Source organism: Flavobacterium sp. Leaf359 (genome assembly GCF_001423985.1).
GTDB lineage: Bacteria > Bacteroidota > Bacteroidia > Flavobacteriales > Flavobacteriaceae > Flavobacterium > Flavobacterium lindanitolerans.
The window spans coordinates 810,825-830,144 of the sequence record NZ_LMPW01000012.1 but is presented as its reverse complement, the minus strand read 5'-3'; the positions used below and the strand labels follow the sequence as shown (position 1 = coordinate 830,144).

Genomic DNA, 19,320 nt, shown 5'->3' with positions numbered 1-19,320 from the left:
GCGTGAAATAGTTGCTCGCAAAGACGCAGAGCCGCAAATTATAAAGCATTCTCTTTTGCAAACTTCAAAAGCTCGGCAAGATTCCGGGCCTGGCATTTGTTCAGCAAATTTCTTCTGTGGGTTTGAACAGTCAGATAGCTTAGAAATAATGTATCTGAGATTTCCTGTGTAGATTTGCCATCTGCCAATAATAATAGTATTTCTTTTTCCCTTCGGGTCAATCTGGGAACTGTTTTTAAATCATGGATATTGGTTTTCTGTACAATTCCCCTAACTTCATTACTAAAGGCCAATTCGCCTTCAACAGCTTTGTGGATACAGTTTTTGAATTCTTCCAGTGAAGCACTTTTTAGCAGATAACCGTTAGCACCGTTTTTAATCATCTGAAGAACAATGCTTCTTTCTGCCTGGCTGCTCATGGCAAGAATGACAATTTTAGGAAAGCTTTTTTTTATTTTCAGGCACAAATCGATTCCGTTGGCATCCGGCAGAAAAATGTCCAGCAAAATAACATCTACTTTTGCCAATCCTCCATATTCCAATAATGCAGCTCCGGTTTTAAAACTTCTAACGATTTCAATTTCTTTTGACTGCGAAAAAACTACCTGCAATCCTTCACTGACTATAGGATGGTCGTCTACGATTATTGTTTTATAAGGCTTTGTGATTGTCATGTCTGATTAAATAGATAGTTCAATATTAAATGCTGTTCCTTTTTCGGCAGACGAATCAATTTCCATTTTCCCGTTAAGCAGCTCCACTCTGCTTTTTAAATTTTTCAATCCCTGTCCGTTAAAACCATCCATATTTTTACTGTCAAATCCAATACCGCTATCTTCAACAGTAATAAAAAACGTCGACCGGTTCTGGTTACAATCTACTAAAATATCAGTACCTTTTGAATGTTTCAGTGCATTGTTAAGGAGTTCCTGCACTATTCTGTAAATAGTAATCTGTATACTTTCGGGAATATCCTTACTGATATTGTTGGCATGGAAGTCAATCTGTACCTCATCTGTCTGCAACATATGGCACAAATCATTGAGGGCGTGTTCCAATCCTAATTTGAGAAGCGATTCCGGAATCAGGTTATAAGAAATCTGTCGCAATTCCGTAATCGAATTGTTAAGCAATGTATTCATGCTTTCAATTTCGTTCAGGTCTACGGTTTCTGATGCTGAGTTTACTTTCATAAATCTCATTTTTAATGAGGATAGCATACTTCCTATTCCATCATGAAGATCTCTGGCAATTCTTTTCCGCTCTCCTTCTTCTCCCTTAATCATGGCCTGCATGACCTCAATCTCTTTCTGGTCTTTGAGACTTTTTAAGTTCTGTGCGTAATTTTTAGCATGCTGTACGGCTATTTTTTTCTGGTTCTTTGAGTTGATCCAAAGGAAAATAACCAATAACAATAATAAAACCGATAGGGCTACCAATAAACCGTAATACAACTTATTATTTTCTGCAATAAGCTTATCGCGTTCCCGCTGGGCTTCTAACTGGGCAATTTTCCGCTCGTTTTCAACTTTGTTGAATTTTGCCTCCAACGCAGTTATCTTATCTTTGGAATATTGTTCGTTGAGGCTGTCGCTAAGAACAATATATCTTGATTTATATTTGTATGCATTTTTGATATCTCCCAGTTTTTCAAAAGCATAGGCCAGTTCCAGAGTATATCTTTTTTCGTCAACAGCAAGAAGAGAACCACTCTCAATGAGATCCGACAACATATTTTTGATGTCCTCATACCTGTTCATTGCTTTTAATGGGTGATATTTGACAAGCTTCAGACGATTTGCAGAATATATATCATTAAAAAGCATGCTGTTTGCTATTCCTTTGTCGTAACTTTTTAATGCATTCTCATATTGCTTCATTTTATAGAAATAATAGCCTTCGGATAAACAATAGCTTGCGTTCATGTTAGACTTTGGATAATCTTTTATTATCGCATAAGCCTTATCTAATGATTTTTTGGCCCCGGTAAGGTTTTCAAGATGGCATAGATTTTCAGCATCTATAATATAGATTTCTGCCTTAGTCTCTTTATAGGTATTAGACGATTTAGATGCTTTTTCAATATATTCTTTTGCAGCATTGAGATACTCTTCTGCCTTCTCCCGCTCGGTATTGTTCATAAAAATAATACCAACCGACTTATATAACCCACTTAATGCCTCATAATCTCCGCTTTTTTTGGCTAACGGCATGGCTTCTTCAATGAGCATTCGCATTGCCTCCTTTTCGTTGTTTTTAATTTGCTGTATTATGGACAGAACTCTAACGATATAGGCCCGCAAGGCATATGCCTCTTTGGTCTGGTATTTCTTAAGCGTTGTATTGGCAAGATTTAATTGTTTTCCTAAGTTTTCGATATCTCCCTTAATTAAATAAGCAGTGGAATTATAAAAAATACCAACATCTTTTAAAAAAGGATATCTGGGAGCAATTTTATTGGCAATGGTCAGGTATTCATCTGCCAGTTCGTTCTTTTTGCTTCTTCTGTATAAATCAGCAAGCCTGAAGCTGGTAATACACTTAATACTGTCAATTCGTGTGGTTTTAATAACCTGTACAAGACTATCCGTATAGGACTGGTCATCATCAAGCATGTAAACTCTTTGGGAGTATAATGCCTGCGAAATCAAGAAGATAAACGGGAATAATAATTTGTTTTTCATAGCCTCACAAAAATATTAACTTAAACAACATCTTCTGTTAAATTTTTAAATTTTTGACTAAAAAATACCTGAAATCAGGTAGAAAAATATACCCGATTTGAGGTATTGGAAGCCAGATACTGCCCATCTAACTTTGTAACACAAATCCTAAAAAAAATTAAAACAATGAGAAAGTCGATTTTAAAAACAGCAGGAATTATTGCAATTGCGCTATTTGGTTTAGCATCATGCAGTAGCGATGATAGTAACAACGGACCAGGCGGTGGCGGAGGTATTGACGCTGCTGTTGGTACATACAAGGGAACTTTAGATCCACTTGGGAGCGATGCACCAACCTATTTTGATGCAATTTTAGTCGTTACTAAAGTGGATGGCACTCATTTAAAAATTACTCCAAAAAGCGGGGAGCCATATTCAAACTATACTTCAAAAACAATGAAAGTATACAATGCTAGTAATCAAGCTATCTTTGGTGATGGTAATATCCCTGAAGGTACATTTAGCTACACTATAAGCAGTAAAACACTATTAGTACAGACACAGGAACAATCTGCCACAGACCTCACTTATACCTTCCAAGGAACTAAACAATAATTCATATTTTTTACTAGTTTATACACCGGCTCCTGAATTTATTATTGGGTTATAAACAGGAGCCAATTTTTTTCAAAAAAAAAGTACCCTAAGACCTTAAAATAAGAGCGGGTTATTTTGAGAGTTAGTAATGTCCTTCAACTTTTGAAGGGCATTTCTTTTTTAGCAAAAAACTTAAACGAATCTCGGGAAGTTTTTCGCCAATTAACACTATTTTAAATCTCTTAGCGCCTCTGCGGCTTTGCGAGCAATTATTTTCACGAAAAGTCGCAGAGGCGCTATATTTCTAACTTAATACAACTTTATTAAAAAATTCACCATCCACGTAAAACCATCTTTCGTTTTCTTTCCTGAAAAATGATTTTTCATGGTGCATTTGTGCTTTGAGACGAGTGTCTAAAAAATAAGCTTTAAACTCTACTGTATTTTCCGTGGCTTCCACTACTTCCAGTTTCAGCCATTGGTTGGATTTGGACCATTCCATTATAGCTGATTTTGAATGATTCCTTCTTGTGGAACTATGCGTGGTATCGATAAGATAATCTGCAGCCTGAACAACATAAGCGCTATATCGTGACCGCATTAATTTTTCTGCCGTTGGAGGAGTGCCGTTACCTTTGATAAAAGGTTCGCAGCATTGGGCAAATAACAATCCCGAACCGCATGGACAGTTTAAATTATTCGGCATTGATTTTTTGGTGTAGCTGATTCAACAATACCATATAACGGCCTAGTTCTACAAGCTCTTCATCTTCTTCAGCATGGTCTAATAATTCATCTAAAGTTTCGCTTACTTCAACCAGTTTGTTATTAGCTTCCTTATTCTGCTTGCCTGCTATCAGGTCAATGATTTCCTGTACGTCTTTTTTTAGTTCTTCGTAAACTTTACTGTCCATTTTATTCTGTTTGGGCTTCGTTGGAAGCATTATTCTTTTTGATAATTTCTTTCAGTTTATTTTTCCTAAGCTTTTCAGCCTCTTGCTCCCGTTTCTTTTTCTGGTCCGTTTTCTTTTTATGTTCCAGCCTGTTTATTTCATTACGTCTTCCCATAAATAAAGGTTTTTATGACCGTACAAAGATAGCGAATTCAAAAAAACGACAGCTTGTCGCAATTTCCCCTCCCTATTGTCTTTTTCACACAGCATAAAATTGCAATACCGGAACTAACTTTGGATAAAATAATAAACAATAGAAACTATGACTAACAACTTTGATACTGCCGCACTCATTGCAGAAACCAATGCCACTTATGAAGGCATGGAACAACTGCTATTAACTATTGATAGCAACTTGTGGGATAAAAATCCTGCAGAAAACAGCTGGTCTGTTGGCCAGGTAATGGAACACATCCTGAAAGCAAATTCCGGACTCAAAAGCCTGTTTGCAGAAAACATAGGTGAAACCAACCGACCTGCAGACGAAAAAGTACCCGTTATAAAATCGGTATTTTTAGATTTCAGCACCAAACTGGATGCTCCTGGTTTTATTATCCCAACAGAAAAAACACATGACAAGCAACAGCAACTGGACAAAATGAAAGCCTTAAAAGATGGCACATTACAGTTGATTGGCTCATCAGATTTGTCAAAAACCTGCATGGGTTTTGAATTGCCTGTTTTTGGATATCTGACCCGTCTGGAATGGATTCTTTTTACACTATTCCACGCCCAAAGGCACACCAATCAAATCAAAAATATTATTACTGTTATCAATAAATAAAACCAAACATTAATCAAACAACCATGAAAAAACACAAAATCATCTTTTGGATTACCACCATCCTGATTTTTTTATTTGAAGGCGTAATGCCCGCTTTAACTTCACAGACCGAAATGGCCAAAGAAGGCATTCGCCACTTAGGATATCCGGAATATTTTGGCGTTATCCTTACCGTCTTTAAAGTTCTAGGTGCCTTGGTACTGATTATTCCTGCAGCTCCAAAACGGCTAAAGGAATGGGCCTATGCCGGATTTACTTTCGATTTCCTTGGTGCTTCTGCCAGCCATGCTGCGGTAGATGGCTTCGGTTTTGAGGCTGTTTTTCCTCTTATTGTGTTAGGAGTACTCCTGCTTTCTTATGTGAGTTATCACAAACTAAATTCACAAGATTAAACAGACAAACAGTTCTTTAACGAACAACTTAAAATATATTTTCAAAAAAAATGGCGCATCCGTTCCGATGCGCTATTTTTGTGTAAAAGAAAAACTCATGGATAATCCATTTTCGTTACGGACAGTCAACGTCACCCGATATATCGCTCCGTTGAGAGAAGGAGGTTCGCTTCCTGCTCTTGCCGATGCAGACGACGGTTTTAAATATGTATTGAAATTTAAAGGTGCCGGTCATGGCGTCAAAGCACTGATAGCCGAATTAATTGGAGGCGAAATTGCCCGTGCATTGGGATTAGCCGTACCGGAATTAGTATTTGCAAATCTTGACGAGGCTTTTGGAAGAACCGAAGGTGATGAAGAAATCCAGGACCTGTTGCAGGGAAGCCAGGGACTGAATCTTGCCCTGCATTTTCTTTCCGGTGCCATTACTTTTGACCCGGTTGTGACAGAAACAGATGCTGCTCTGGCTTCAAAAATAGTATGGTTGGATGCCTTTATTACGAATGTAGACCGCACATTCAGAAATACCAACATGCTCATCTGGCATAAAGAATTATGGCTTATTGACCATGGTGCCTGTTTGTATTTTCACCATTCCTGGAGCAATTGGGAAAACAGTGCCAAAAGTCCGTTTGCTTTGATTAAAGACCATGTTCTGCTCCCTAAAGCTTCCCGACTGGAAGAAACCGATAAAGAATTCAAATCACTCCTTACAGAAGATAAGATTCTTTCGATTGTAAACCTGATTCCTGAAGAATGGCTACAATGGGAAGGTTCTGAAGAGACACCGGAACAGATACGAAATACCTACGCCTCTTTTTTGATTACGCGTTTAGCCCATTCAGAAATTTTTATAAAAGCTGCTCAAGATGCAAGACAAACACTTATATGAATATGCCATAATTCGTATCGTGCCCAAAGTTGAGCGCGAAGAATTTGTCAATACGGGAATCATTGTCTTCTGTAAAAAAGAGCAGTACATCAAAGTTCTTTACAAGATAGACAAAGCCAAGCTCCAGCTCTATTCTGATGAACTTGATTACGACCAACTGGAGCAAAATCTGCAGGCATTTGTAAAAATTGCCCAGGGAGCAAAAGAGGGAGGTCCAATTGCAGCATTTGATGTGCCTTCCCGCTTCCGGTGGATGACCGCTGTAAGAAGTTCCGTAATCCAAACCTCAAGGCCACATCCGGGTATGTGCAATAATTTGGAAGAAATTTCTGAACGCTTGTTTTCAGAACTGGTTTTATAAAAAAAAGCTAATTAACTTAGTAACAAAAAAATAGCCTCCGGGCTATTTTTTTATTGTCATTCTATTAACAGAATTCCTGCTAATCGGTTCAAAATTAAATATTAATTTATATTTTAGTCACCGAAATAAACAGATTCCAGCCCAGAATGAAAATAGAGAACAAATGGTCAAAAATCACCGGCTGGTTTATATCAAGGCCTAGATTAAGCACCTTTATAGTATTCCTTGCGCTACTTGTTTTAATCTGTCCGCTTGTTTTGCAACGCTATGAAATTATCAAGGAAAACAGGGAGCAGGAAATGTCGAACATCCTCCATGTAGTTCAGCAAAATCTGAATCATTCTCTTAAAAACTGCTATACCACCACTATTTCCTTAGCCATGATTGTTAACGATAATGGCGAGCCTGAAAATTTTGATGCGCTGGCGAAAGTTCTGGTTGAATCGAATCCAACTATAGATGCCGTTCAATTAGTTCCTAACGGAATAATCAAATATACTTATCCAAATAATCCAGACTTAATTGATTTTGACATATTAAATACAAAATCTGTCAGGGAGGAAGCCCTTGAAACTATACAGAAAGGAAAAATCCATTTTGCGGGACCTTTAAAATTAAAACAGGGCGGACTCGGTGTCATAGGTCGGCTTCCTATATATAGAAAAGGTAAATTCTGGGGTTTTTCTGCGGTTATGGTGCGCCTTGAAACCTTATTCAAATCTTCGGGAATAAATTCAATCAAGGACTCCCGTTATTATTTTCAGTTTTCAAAAGAAAATCCAAAAACGGGCAAAACTGAATTTTTCCTTCCCAATAAAGAAAACTTTGCCGACAAATATTTTCAGGTCTTGTCAATTCCTGACGGCAACTGGAAAGTGTATCTTATCAGCAAAAACAAATATGGGCTTATTTCTGAAATACGTCCTGCTTTGGTACTAACCGTATTATTCTGTTTTATCTTCTCGCTTTTTTTAACAAGCCTGCTAAAAAAGCCTGCAGAATTACAACTCCTGGTGCATGACCAGAAGAATAAAATTCTCAATGACGAAATCAAATTCAAATCTATATTTGACCATGCTGCCGTGGGCATTGCACATGTTGACTCTAGGACCGGATGCCTCATTGAAGTAAATGACCAATACTCACGTATGCTGGGCTATACGTTTGAGGAAATGAGAAATATGAGCTTCCGTGATATTACCTACAAAGACGATCTGGAAGAAAACCTGAAACAGCTCGAAAGGCTTAAAAGCGGCGAGATTAGAGAACTTACCATTGAAAAAAGATACATCCATAAAAACGGCAATCTTATTTGGGTAAATATCGCCTATTCCCCACTTTGGCAAGAAGGAGAAGAGCCAAGTTCCCATATTTCTATTGTTGAAGATATAACGTCAAAAAGGGAAGCTGAGGATGCTATCCGAAAAAGCGAAATACGTTTCAAAAGCCTTTTTGAAGATTCGCCAATTGCCTTGTGGGAAGAAGATTTTTCTTATTTGAAAAACTATCTGGAAGAAACAGGGCTCATTGGAAAAAACAGAGAAGAAGTAAAAGCTTTTTTTGATGCCAATCCCGAAGTAGTCCAGAAATGCATTACCCTTGTAAAAATTATCAATGTCAACAATGAGTGCCTGACATTGCATCATCCCAAAACCAAAGAAGACCTGATACAACGCCTGGGAGATGTGTTAAACAACGACTCCATGGATTCTTTCAAGGCACAGCTGGTCGCAATCACCCAAGGCGAAACACGACTAACTATCGATTCAAAAGTCAAGAAAACTGATGGTGAATATCGTGACATCAGTCTACGCTGGAGTGTTATGCCTGGTTATGAAGAAACGTTGGAACGGATAATTATATCAACGGAAGATATCACGGCACGAAAAATTTCTGAAGAAATTGTCATACAGTCACAGAAAAAAATGGAATCGCTAATTAATACGATTGACGGAATCGTTTGGGAATGCGATTACAATACCTATATCTTTACCTATGTCAACCAAAAAGCCGAAGAAATTACGGGATATACACGAGAAGAATGGTGTAGCGATGGTAATTTCTGGGCCAATACAATCCATCCGGACGACAGAACCCGGGCAGTAAACTATTGTGCAATTGAATCTGGAAAAAGCCAGCAATATGACTTTGAATACAGAATGATTGCCAAAAACGGTTCTATATTATGGATTCGGGATATTGTAAATGTAATACATGAAAATGGCAAGCCGGTTTCTTTAAAAGGTATCATGATTGATATTACGAAAAGTAAAGAAGCAGAAAAAGACCTGAGCAACTCATTGGAACTCGTTACAGAACAAAATAAAAGGTTACTGAATTTTTCCTATATCGTTTCCCATAACCTGCGTTCTCATACCAGCAACATACAATCCATTTCCACGCTGATTGAAACTGCAGAAACAGAAGAAGAACGCAACGAGCTGGTCAAAATGCTCCAAAATGTTTCCAATACGCTAAACGAAACCATGCTCAATCTAAACGAAGTGATTAATATTCAGACCAATATCAACCTAATTATTGAAAATCTGAATATCAAAGACAATATCGACAGGATAATCAACATTGTTTCTGAACAGATAGCGTTTAAAAAAGCCGTTATAAAAAATAATGTATCGCCGGAAATCTTTGTAAAATACAATCCCGCCTATCTTGAAAGCATACTGCTTAATTTTATTTCCAACGCTATCCGCTATTGCCACCCGGAGCGGAATCCTGTCATCATCCTGAGTAGCTATTTCGAAAATGATAAAACCGTTTTGGAAATTGCTGACAATGGCCTTGGAATAGACCTGACAAAATATGGCGACAAGTTATTCGGGATGTACAAAACCTTTCACGAAAATCCGGATTCCAAAGGAATTGGACTTTTTATTACCAAAAACCAAATCGATGCTATGGGCGGAACCGTAACCGTTGAAAGCAAACCCAATATAGGAACTACCTTCAAAATCTACTTTAAATGAATCAGATAATTTGTCTTATCGATGATGACCCTATTTATCAGACGATAACCAAAAAAATCATCCACAAATCCGAAGCTGCAAGAAAAATCCTGTCATTTCCAAATGGCGCAGAAGCTATCGACGGATTAACAAAATTAGTACAGCAGCCCGAGGAATTTCCGGACATCATCATGCTGGACATTGAAATGCCTGTTATGGATGGATGGAATTTTATGGAACACTTCCAGAAAATAAAAACCATTTTCCCGAAAGAAGTATCGGTTTATATTGTGAGTTCTTCCATTGCCTGTTCAGATAAGGAAAGGTCGAAATCCTATAACGGAATTCTGGGGTATTTTACAAAGCCGGTTACGCTTCAGAATGTCCTGGAAATAGCAAAGAGCTAATGGTTTGTTTCCATTAGCTCTTTGCCTATACTTTTTTCCGCTTACTGGATTACTATTTTACGAACAGCCGTTTTTCCTTCAGAAAAGATTTTAGCAATATACAATCCCGAAGCAAGATTAATTTGCAGGGTTGATGTTCCTGAAAAATCTTTCGTCAGAAGCTTTTGCCCTGAAATTGAAAACAGTTCGATAGTAGCCGGATTATTTACACCGGCAATTGTAATATGGCTTTTGGCTGGATTGGGATAAATGGATACTTTAAGTTCTGAAAATTCCGGAGCCGAAAGAGAAAAAGTCTCTCCTGCCCTGCTTCCCCAGATATAATCCGCGAGGTAAGGATAATCAATAAACGGATTCCTGTTTTGCTGCCACGTATAAATATAATTGTTCCTGTTCATTTCAAAATCATCGGCAGGGTCATTAACGTTCCATTGCAGTAATGTGGCAAGGTCGCCCAACTGTCCAACAGTAGAATCCGGCGGATTTCCGTTTACAACATTCAATCCGTTATATCGAACGCACATATAAAATACGGCACGGGCAACATCACCTTTCCAGCTTCCTGCATTTCCTGCAAATCCGTTATAATCTGTCAGTCCAAAATCTTTATTGTTACGGGAACTGTTTTCCGGTCCGTCTTCTGCTCTTAAATGGTGGGCGTCAGCATGACCATGGTTTAACATATTGGCATTGGAAGGTTCCCATACATTAATACCATCCGGAGTGTCAGAGGTTCCATTCGTAAATCCGCCTCTTGATTGCGGGTAAATATGCTCACGGTTCCATCTTCCAACACCACTTCCCGAATCCTGAAACAAATATTTAGAACGGCTTACTTCTTTATACATCAACCAAACCTCATTGCTGTTCAGCGGATTTTGGTCGGCTGTTTTCAAAATAGTGGTAATATCGCCATAATTATGCGCCCTTACTACTGCCGGATTGGCAATAATGTCCTGAACAGCCTGTTTCAAAGCAGCACCTGATTTTCCTTCAAGAGAATCATAATATCCCGGAGGAACTGTACTTGCCACTGCTCCATGTGTCGGATTTAATGGTGTTCCCCACGGCGAAACTGTAAAATCATTATCTATAATCCTGACTTCAACATTGTCATTGAGCCTTACATAACCGGCAGGTAAAGTTCCAAACCTGATTTTCATCACTTCGTCTCCTTCATCTATCGCATCATCAATAAGCTGGATGGTAGTTGTAAAAGTTGAAGAACCGGCAGGAATCAATACATTGGTATTGGCTGTAAAATCAGAAGCATTAAAACTCCCATTTGTCAATGTATAGCTAAAAGCCAAATCACTGGTTACGGCTGTCTGTGTTGTAAAAGTAATGGGAAAGCTATCCCCTTCTGTATATAGCAGCGAAGGAACGCTTATGGATATTCCGTTAAAGATAATGCCGCTTCCGTCGTTATTGGCTCCCGGAGTAGGCGTCTTAACTTCATAAGTTCCGTCAGGTTTTCTTTGAATGGATTGGGTGGTTCCCAAACCATTTTCGTCTTCATTAATCTGTATTGTCAGTCCCAATAATCCCATAAGCTGGGTAGCATCAGGGTCACTGGTATCATAGGCCAAAGCATCAATTAAGTTAGTTGTTGTTGCCAAAGTACCGTCAGGAAAATCTGCTGCAGAACCCAAATAAACAGCTACAGCATCGGCACCATTCTGGATTAGATTATCGGCTATAATCTTTTGCGGAACGGGAGAAACCGCATTGCTACCAATCACAACCAATCCGTTGGCATCAGTAACAAGACCGTTTAGCGAAATGGTGAGATAGCTTTTATTCCCTGTACTCGCAGATTCGGCATTTCCATTGAAAAAGACAAGTACATAGCCATCAAGCGAAAAATTTGGCGTTGCCGATTTGAGCTCCACAAATTCCTTATCGTCAATACCGGGCGTATCAGAATCAAGTTCGTTAATAACTACCTGCCCGTAAGAAAAGCAAGTCGAAAAGAGTAAGAATAAAAGAGAAAAATAATTTTTTATCATGCTAAAAATGGATTAAACAGTCAAAATTAAGCATTTAATATTATGAAATCTCCTATTTAACACTAAATGCGACCAATACCTACTAATCAAACCAGTTTAAAATTTAGGTTCTGTAAAGAAATACAGAATAGTTTTTGATATATTTACGGAACAGTTTCAATCTTTTGTAATGGACGCATTTTTTGGCTATTTAGGAGCGCTCGTCATTGGGCTGGTCCTTGGCCTGACAGGTGGAGGCGGTTCTATCCTCACAGTTCCTGTACTCGTTTATCTTTTAGGAATTAATCCCGTTACGGCTACTGCCTATTCTCTTTTTATTGTGGGAACTACTTCTGCTTTTGGAACCATCCAGAATTACAGAAAAGGATTTGTGGATGTAAAAACCGGGTTAAAATTTGCACTTCCTTCCTTAACTGCCATCTACCTCACCCGAAAACTCATCGTTCCGAAAATTCCTGAAATTTTATTTTCGATTGGTGAAATTACCATTACAAAAAATCTGTTTATCATGATTTTATTTGCCATAGTAATGCTGATGGCAGCACTTTCTATGATTCAAAATAAAAAATCTGAAAAATCAAACATTCCTCCCAATCCTGCCATAACCATCATACAGATTTTTATGGTTGGCGTTGTTATAGGATTGGTGGGTGCCGGTGGCGGCTTTTTAATAATTCCGGCTTTGGTCTATCTTGCCAGGCTACCAATGAAAAAAGCAGTTGGCACGTCAATATTTATTATCGCTATCAATTCGCTTATCGGATTTACGGGCGATATTGGCAACATTGCTATTGATTGGAGGTTCCTATTTATTTTCTCTTTTATTTCAATTTTAGGTATCTTTGCAGGGATATACCTCAATAAGTTCATCAACGAAAAAAATCTGAAAAAAGGCTTTGGGTGGTTTGTACTAACCATGTCAATACTAATACTGACTAAAGAGCTGTTATTTTAGATTCTCAAATAATAAAAATTATGAAATTAGAACAAATTTATACCGGCTGTATTGCCCAGGCGGCCTACTATCTGGAAAGTAACGGCGAAGCAGCTATTTTCGACCCTTTACGTGAAGTACAGCCCTATATTGACCGTGCAACTAAGGATAATGCTAAAATAAAATACATTTTCGAAACGCATTTCCATGCTGATTTCGTTTCGGGCCATTTGGATCTTGCTAAAAAATCAGGTGGTCAGATTGTGTATGGTCCTACGGCAAAACCTAATTTTGAAGCCATCATCGCTGAAGACGGACAGGAATTTAAAGTGGGAGCCTATACCATAAAGGCAATCCATACACCGGGACACACGATGGAAAGTACCTGTTATCTGCTTACGGACGAAAACGGAAAGCAACACGGCATCATTACCGGTGACACCCTGTTTATTGGCGATGTGGGGCGTCCGGATTTGGCACAAAAGATGTCAAGCGACCTGACCCAGGAAAAACTGGCTTCCCATTTATACGATTCGCTTCGAAACAAAATCATGATACTTCCTGATGATTTGATTGTTTATCCAAGCCATGGAGCCGGCAGTGCCTGCGGAAAAAACATGAGCAAGGAAACTACAGACACGTTAGGCAACCAGAAAAAAACAAATTATGCTTTAAGGGCAGACATGACCCGTGAAGAATTTACAGCAGAGCTTCTTGACGGATTGGGAATTCCACCGGCTTATTTCCCTCAAAATGTAATGATGAACATTCAGGGTTATGAAAGTCTTGACAACATATTGGAAAAATCATTCAAGCCACTAACTCCGAGAGAGTTTGAAGCTATTGCCAACCAATCCGAGGCGCTGATATTGGACGTTCGCCATGAAGATGATTTTGTAAAAAGCCACATCCCCGGTTCTATATTCATTGGCATCCAGGGAGGGTTTGCACCGTGGGTTGGTGCTTTGATTCGGGATGTAAAACAACCGTTGCTATTAATCACTCCGGAAGGAAGAGAAGAAGAAACCATTACCCGACTTTCCAGAGTTGGTTTTGACAATTCATTGGGATACCTGAAAGGTGGCATTGCCGCCTGGAAAGAAGCCGGCTTTGAAACAGACAGTATTGAATCAATTTCTCCGGAACAATTTCAATCCGAAGTAAACGAAAAAAGCATTATTGTTGATGCCCGCAAACCGGGAGAGTTCAATGCAGAACACGTTGAGAATGCCGTAAATATTCCTTTGGATTTTGTCAACGAGCAATTAGCTGAAGTGCCAAAAGATGAAAACTTCTATTTGCACTGTGCCGGAGGTTATCGTTCAGTTATTATGGCATCCATACTAAAAGCAAGAGGCTACCACAACATGATTAATGTGGAAAAAGGAATAGCCGGTATTAGAAAAACAGGCCTGCCACTGACCGCATTTGTCTGTCCGTCAACCAATAAATAATTCTTAAAATTTAGGCAGTTTGCCATAATCCGATTATAATTTTAAATACTTTTGCTAACTAAATTCAAAAATGAAATTAAAAATGAAAAAAATCCTTTTATTGCTTTCTGTTACGGCATTAATGGTTTCCTGTAACAAATCAGGTGATGGCGAATATATCATTACAGGTACAGTAACCGGTGTCGAAAATGGAAAAACCGTAATTCTTCAAAAACAGGATGAAGAAATCATGGGAAAAATGATTCCTGTTGATACCGTAAAAGTTGAAAATGGAAAATTTGAACTTAAAGGTACCGCTACAGAACCATCTATCCACTCTTTAAGAATAGAAACAAAACAAGGAGAAATTGATTTCGTTCTTGAAAATGGTAAAATCAATATTGCTGTTGACAAAGATACGCTTGGAAAATCAAAAGTTACCGGAACGTATAACAACGAAGAATTAACAAAGTTCAAGACAGATACTCAGGCTATCCAGAAAGATATTCAGAAAAAAGCTATGGCTTTCCAACAGATGAATATGGAAAAAATGACGGCCGCACAACAAGCAAAAGATACTGCGGTAATCAACCAGTTGATGAAAGAATACGGAAAAATTCAGGAGCCGCTTATCGAGAAGTATTACTCTTATTCTGAGAAAAATCCAAAATCATTCATCAGTGCACTGATTACGCAAAGCCTTTTCAATACACCTGAGCCTGATTTCGCAAGAATCCAGAAAATATACGATGGCCTTACTTCTGAATTAAAAAACACGAAGCCGGGAAAAGCAATCAAGGAAAAATTAGAGAACCGTCTGGCAGTTGAAATTGGTAAAAAAGCACCTGATTTCTCAGCTAAAAACCCGGAAGGAAAAACAGTTTCCCTTAAAGAATCTTTAGGAAAAGTAACCATCATTGATTTTTGGGCTTCATGGTGTGGACCTTGCCGTCAGGAAAATCCAAACGTTGTGGCATTATACAATGAATTCCACGATAAAGGATTAAACATCATTGGAGTATCTCTTGACAGAGAAGGTGAAGCAGAAAGCTGGAAAAAAGCTATTGAGGCTGATAAATTGACCTGGACACACGTTTCAAACCTGAAATTCTGGCAAGACCCTATTGCTAAGAAATACAACATTACTTCAATTCCTGCAACTTTCATCCTTGATGCTTCAGGAAAAATTGTAGCAAAAGACCTTCGTGGAGAAGAATTGAGAGCAAAAGTAAAAGAACTTTTAGGCGCTTAATTCATATTCTGAAACAAATCATAAAAATCTCCCTGGTGGAGATTTTTTTATTTTATTCATTACCAATACATTAAAATTTTGTTGTAAAATATCTACAAAAAAGACTTGCATAAACTAAAAACAGTGCTATATTTGCAACCGCAATAAGCAAGGCGGGGGGATACTCAAGCGGCCAACGAGGACGGACTGTAAATCCGTTGGGAAACCTTCGCAGGTTCGAATCCTGCTCCCCCCACAACAAACACAAAACCTGTAAATTTATATTTACAGGTTTTTTTGTTTTATGTCAAATTCCCAAAACACATAACCATTTTGGTAGAAATAAGATCCAAAATAAATTGGATTACTATTTCAGAACCTCCATCCTTTCATATTGCCACAATCTATAGTAATCCCGCTCTTTAGCTAAGATAGTTCTAAAAATCATCTCTAAACAATTATTAATTAAACATTTGTAATCGTTTAATACCGATTAAAAAACACAACTATTTGAAAATCAATTAAAAAACTACTATTTTCGTAAAAAACTCTTTTTTGTCAGGGCAACCTGCTTATCTACTCCCACATATGTTTTTTCTTAAAGAAATACGCCAAAATCTAAATTATAAGCCATATGAAGCCGAGAAGAAAAAAACAGGCTATTTCCAGAGTCGCAATAATCTGTATGCTATTATTTGCCTCTGCCTGTGAAACTGACCCACTCGAAAAGAATAGACCAAAGGGCAATCCTGAACTGAAACTGGAAAACCTCAGCTTTTCAGATTTAAGCAAAAACAACGCTGTTCTGCAAAAACTAACTGATTTGCAATCTGAAGAAAGTGGTGCGCTACGGGCTAGGTCAGTCAATATAAAAAATTACGGTTATAATATCGATACCGAAAATGCCATACGCATTAGCAAAGGTGAGTTTCATACCATTACTTTTCGAATCATAAGTGAGCCAGGAAGTAGCAGGATCGAAAATTTAATCCTCGTTTCTGACGGGAAGGAATACACGGCATATATTGCGGAATATTTCCTTTCCGATAAAGAAAGAGAATTGCTTGCCTCTGGTATACAACCAAAGAATCTGGCCCCAACGACATTACTGGAAATCAAAACCCAATCAAAATTCAATATTGGGGGCAATGGCAGTAATTGCGTTAGAGTAGCAATAATAACAAAAAATTACTGCGATGACAAAAACGGAAACAGGATCACAGACAAAGGAGATAATGATGGCAGATGTGCTTCAAATTGGACAAAAGAAGAATATACCGTCCTTTTTATCAATAAAGGCTGTCTTTCCAGCGGTGGCATTGGCCACGGCCCAACCACTGGAAACGGAAATACGGGAGGCGTTAGTGTTGGTCCGGGCAACGGTGGCGGCGGTGATGGAAGCCCGGGCAGAGAAGATACAGGCACAGGAAGTATAACTGAAAGTGGCAATAACCTAATAACCACGCCTGTACTACCCGACAGAAATAATATGCGAAACCATATTAAGGAATTAAACAGAATTACAAACAGAACAGAAGTTAAGGATAAAATTGAAGAACTTCATAGAGCCGTAAGAACCGCTCGAATGGAACTGGGAGCAGAATTTTTTATAGAAGATTACAACGATGAATCCGTAGAATATCGCGTAGAAGTCGAAAGACCCCAATATGCAGGAATAGATTTCGGTCCCGTATATGAGCATTCTATAGTAAGAATACACATGCACCATTCTCCTGGTTTAGAGCCTATCTTTTCATCTGAAGATACTGATGGAATGGGTTATTATTACAAACGAAAGAAAGAGCATGAGGCTCCTGATGCTGAGAACATAACCTCAATACTGGTTTCAGATTTGGGCATTTTTGCGCTTAGGGTAACTGATCCACGAAAAGCTAAAAATTTTGCGAATAAGATATCAGATGAAAATTTTAAAGATAATTTCAATTTAAAGTATTATGAAGATGTGAGAATAAAAGCAGTGCGGGATTGTAACTGTATTTTACCCAATATAGAATATGATAAACTATTATCGGATTACCTGATTGACTTTCTAAAAGAACATACAACAGGCCTGACCCTTTTCTCTGCAACTCTGGATGCAGACGGAAATTATAAATGGGCTATACACACGAAATATAATTGATATGGTATGAAAAAATTAAAAAATACAATTGTAATAATAGCACTGCTATTAATTACATTCTCAATGAAAGGGCAAGAAATTGTAAGGCCTATTGAAGAACGTCTGCGAAATAATTACATGGATTATCCAAACAGTTACTATAAAGACACCAATAACAAACTCCAAAACCTTATAGGAACCTGGATTTATGATGACGGAACAAATTACTTCAAAATTACATTCTTTAAAGAAAAGGTAATGGAAAATGAGCATTACAATGTATTTGGGGACAAACTTTTCACAAAATTCTTATACAAAAAAAATGGCAGGGTTATTTATGACAATTACGGTACAAACAGCTATCCAAGGGAACAAGGGCTTATAAATACAAAACCAAGTCAGATACAAAGCAACTTTGTTGTAAATTACACTATTGGTTTTTATTACACAGAACCTTCTACTAACAATTGTCATCGAAGAAGAAAACTTGGAAGTTTAGATATTATATACAATAACAGTAATCCCGAAAAACTCTATTGGAAACGAACTACTGATACTCGCTATTTTCATACCAGACCCTGTAGTAACGGTGTAGAACCGGACGATTCTGATTTTGTTATTCCTGAAGATATGGTATTGACTAAATTACTGTAAATTATGAGATTAAATAACATCTTACACCAATAAAAAAAGCCCGGAGAAATCCCCAGGCTTTTTTATTATTTTTCAGCTATTATTCCAAAGAGAAGCTTATTGTTACGTTGGCCGTAATTTCAATTTCTCCAATTGCCAAAGTTTCTCTTGACATTGCATCACCGGCAGCTTCTGCTTTCATTGCATACATTACCGGAACCGGATAGTGAGTTTGAGAGTTGTCAGAAACCATGATAGCCTTACCTACTTTCTGGTTCAATGCAGAGGCATAATCCATCGCTTTAGTTTTTGCATCGGCTACAGCTGCTCTTCTGGCTTCAGATTCAAGCTGTGCTACTTTTGTAGACTTGAATTCTACTCCATTAATGTTGTTGATTCCGGTATCAACCAATCCCATCATTAAAGTATCATACTTAGACAGGTCCTTAAGTGTCACCGTAATCTGTTGTGATGCTACAAAAGTGTTTTTCTTTTTGTTATAATCGTAGCTTTTGTGCAGGTACACCTGTTTTGTCTGGTAGTCTGATGCAGGCAATTTAAAGCCTTTTAAGTATTTGATTACTGCATCAACTGTTGCATCATTTTTCTTTTTGACTTCTGCTGCATCAGCCCCCGTGTTTTCAACACCAATCGAAATGATAGCATAGTCTGGTGTTACTTTAATTTTTCCTTCCCCAGAAACGTTAATCTGTGGAACTTGCTTAATTTCTTGCGCCTGTGCGGCTGTTGCGAAAATGGTCATCAGGATAAAAATTGTTTTTTTCATAGTGTTTGTATTTATTTTTTTTTTGAGTATTTCCAAATTACGTGCCAATATCAGAATTGCCTTCTTTTTTTGGTCATGTTTTTTGCAAAACCAGTATAAAAATACAGGTTTTTTAAATAAATAACTAATTATTTTTAACACTAAAATACTGAAAGCTAA

The 19,320-nt window shown here is 37.9% G+C and carries 19 protein-coding genes and 1 tRNA gene; 13 read left to right on the top strand and 7 right to left on the bottom strand.

Going from position 1 to position 19,320, the window contains the following annotated elements; all coding sequences use genetic code 11:
* Nucleotides 1-38: 38 nt before the first annotated feature.
* Nucleotides 39-674: a response regulator transcription factor gene (locus ASG38_RS12230; protein ID WP_056071200.1), complete on the bottom strand. Its 636-nt coding sequence runs from the start codon at nt 672-674 to the stop codon at nt 39-41.
* A gap of 6 nt (nt 675-680) precedes the next feature.
* Nucleotides 681-2,684, bottom strand: coding sequence for a sensor histidine kinase (locus ASG38_RS12225; RefSeq protein WP_056071197.1), 2,004 nt, complete (start codon nt 2,682-2,684; stop codon nt 681-683).
* A 165-nt stretch (nt 2,685-2,849) separates the two neighbouring features.
* On the opposite strand from ASG38_RS12225, the gene ASG38_RS12220 reads away from it, so the two are divergent.
* Entirely contained in the window at nt 2,850-3,278 is a 429-nt protein-coding gene (locus ASG38_RS12220) for a hypothetical protein (RefSeq protein WP_056071194.1), read from the top strand.
* A gap of 286 nt (nt 3,279-3,564) precedes the next feature.
* Here the strand turns inward: ASG38_RS12220 and ASG38_RS12215 are convergent, their stop codons facing one another.
* From ASG38_RS12215 to ASG38_RS17745, 3 genes are read right to left on the bottom strand one after another with little or no spacing between them, the layout of a single operon-like run.
* Nucleotides 3,565-3,966, bottom strand: a complete 402-nt coding sequence (locus ASG38_RS12215; RefSeq protein ID WP_056071191.1) for a YchJ family protein — start codon at nt 3,964-3,966, stop codon at nt 3,565-3,567.
* Nucleotides 3,956-4,174: a hypothetical protein gene (locus ASG38_RS12210; protein ID WP_056071190.1), complete on the bottom strand. Its 219-nt coding sequence runs from the start codon at nt 4,172-4,174 to the stop codon at nt 3,956-3,958. The genes ASG38_RS12215 and ASG38_RS12210 overlap by 11 nt, the downstream gene beginning before the upstream one ends.
* 1 nt (nt 4,175) lies before the next feature.
* The gene (locus ASG38_RS17745; RefSeq protein ID WP_157486160.1) at nt 4,176-4,328 is read right to left on the bottom strand and encodes a hypothetical protein; all 153 of its coding nucleotides are present in this window, start codon (nt 4,326-4,328) and stop codon (nt 4,176-4,178) included.
* A 147-nt stretch (nt 4,329-4,475) separates the two neighbouring features.
* Here ASG38_RS17745 and ASG38_RS12205 point away from each other — a divergent pair, with 147 nt between their 5' ends.
* From ASG38_RS12205 to ASG38_RS12180, 6 genes are all read left to right on the top strand, one after another.
* On the top strand, nt 4,476-4,997 hold the full coding sequence (locus ASG38_RS12205; protein WP_056071188.1) for a DinB family protein: 522 nt from the start codon (nt 4,476-4,478) through the stop codon (nt 4,995-4,997).
* Between the two features lie 23 nt (nt 4,998-5,020).
* The gene (locus ASG38_RS12200; protein WP_056071185.1) at nt 5,021-5,389 is read left to right on the top strand and encodes a DoxX family protein; all 369 of its coding nucleotides are present in this window, start codon (nt 5,021-5,023) and stop codon (nt 5,387-5,389) included.
* Between the two features lie 97 nt (nt 5,390-5,486).
* The gene (locus ASG38_RS12195; RefSeq protein WP_056071476.1) at nt 5,487-6,281 is read left to right on the top strand and encodes a HipA family kinase; all 795 of its coding nucleotides are present in this window, start codon (nt 5,487-5,489) and stop codon (nt 6,279-6,281) included.
* Nucleotides 6,259-6,642 (top strand): DUF3037 domain-containing protein, encoded by a 384-nt coding sequence (locus ASG38_RS12190; RefSeq protein WP_056071181.1) that lies wholly within the window; start codon nt 6,259-6,261, stop codon nt 6,640-6,642. The genes ASG38_RS12195 and ASG38_RS12190 overlap by 23 nt, the downstream gene beginning before the upstream one ends.
* Nucleotides 6,643-6,788: 146 nt before the next feature.
* Nucleotides 6,789-9,626 carry a PAS domain S-box protein gene (locus ASG38_RS12185; protein WP_056071179.1) on the top strand — a complete coding sequence of 946 codons (2,838 nt, stop codon included), beginning with the start codon at nt 6,789-6,791 and terminating at the stop codon, nt 9,624-9,626.
* On the top strand, nt 9,623-10,012 hold the full coding sequence (locus ASG38_RS12180; RefSeq protein ID WP_056071176.1) for a response regulator: 390 nt from the start codon (nt 9,623-9,625) through the stop codon (nt 10,010-10,012). The genes ASG38_RS12185 and ASG38_RS12180 overlap by 4 nt, the downstream gene beginning before the upstream one ends.
* 41 nt (nt 10,013-10,053) lie before the next feature.
* Here the strand turns inward: ASG38_RS12180 and ASG38_RS12175 are convergent, their stop codons facing one another.
* Nucleotides 10,054-12,021, bottom strand: a complete 1,968-nt coding sequence (locus ASG38_RS12175; RefSeq protein WP_056071173.1) for an endonuclease — start codon at nt 12,019-12,021, stop codon at nt 10,054-10,056.
* 169 nt (nt 12,022-12,190) lie between these two features.
* Between ASG38_RS12175 and ASG38_RS12170 the strand changes: the two genes are divergently transcribed.
* The 6 genes from ASG38_RS12170 to ASG38_RS12145 all read left to right on the top strand — a co-directional run bounded on the left by ASG38_RS12170 (nt 12,191) and on the right by ASG38_RS12145 (nt 18,395).
* Nucleotides 12,191-12,976, top strand: a complete 786-nt coding sequence (locus ASG38_RS12170) for a sulfite exporter TauE/SafE family protein (RefSeq protein ID WP_056071172.1) — start codon at nt 12,191-12,193, stop codon at nt 12,974-12,976.
* A gap of 20 nt (nt 12,977-12,996) precedes the next feature.
* Complete coding sequence (locus ASG38_RS12165; protein WP_056071169.1) at nt 12,997-14,409, top strand: rhodanese-like domain-containing protein; 1,413 nt, start codon at nt 12,997-12,999, stop codon at nt 14,407-14,409.
* Between the two features lie 82 nt (nt 14,410-14,491).
* Nucleotides 14,492-15,640, top strand: coding sequence for a TlpA disulfide reductase family protein (locus tag ASG38_RS12160; protein WP_162239694.1), 1,149 nt, complete (start codon nt 14,492-14,494; stop codon nt 15,638-15,640).
* Nucleotides 15,641-15,794: 154 nt separating this feature from the next.
* A tRNA-Tyr gene (locus ASG38_RS12155) sits at nt 15,795-15,875 on the top strand.
* Nucleotides 15,876-16,253: 378 nt separating this feature from the next.
* A complete protein-coding gene (locus ASG38_RS12150; protein WP_056071163.1) occupies nt 16,254-17,762 on the top strand; it encodes a hypothetical protein in 1,509 nt (502 codons plus the stop codon).
* Between the two features lie 6 nt (nt 17,763-17,768).
* Nucleotides 17,769-18,395 (top strand): DUF6705 family protein, encoded by a 627-nt coding sequence (locus ASG38_RS12145; protein WP_056071160.1) that lies wholly within the window; start codon nt 17,769-17,771, stop codon nt 18,393-18,395.
* Between the two features lie 79 nt (nt 18,396-18,474).
* Here the strand turns inward: ASG38_RS12145 and ASG38_RS12140 are convergent, their stop codons facing one another.
* Nucleotides 18,475-19,161: an SIMPL domain-containing protein gene (locus ASG38_RS12140; RefSeq protein WP_056071473.1), complete on the bottom strand. Its 687-nt coding sequence runs from the start codon at nt 19,159-19,161 to the stop codon at nt 18,475-18,477.
* Nucleotides 19,162-19,320: the final 159 nt, after the last annotated feature.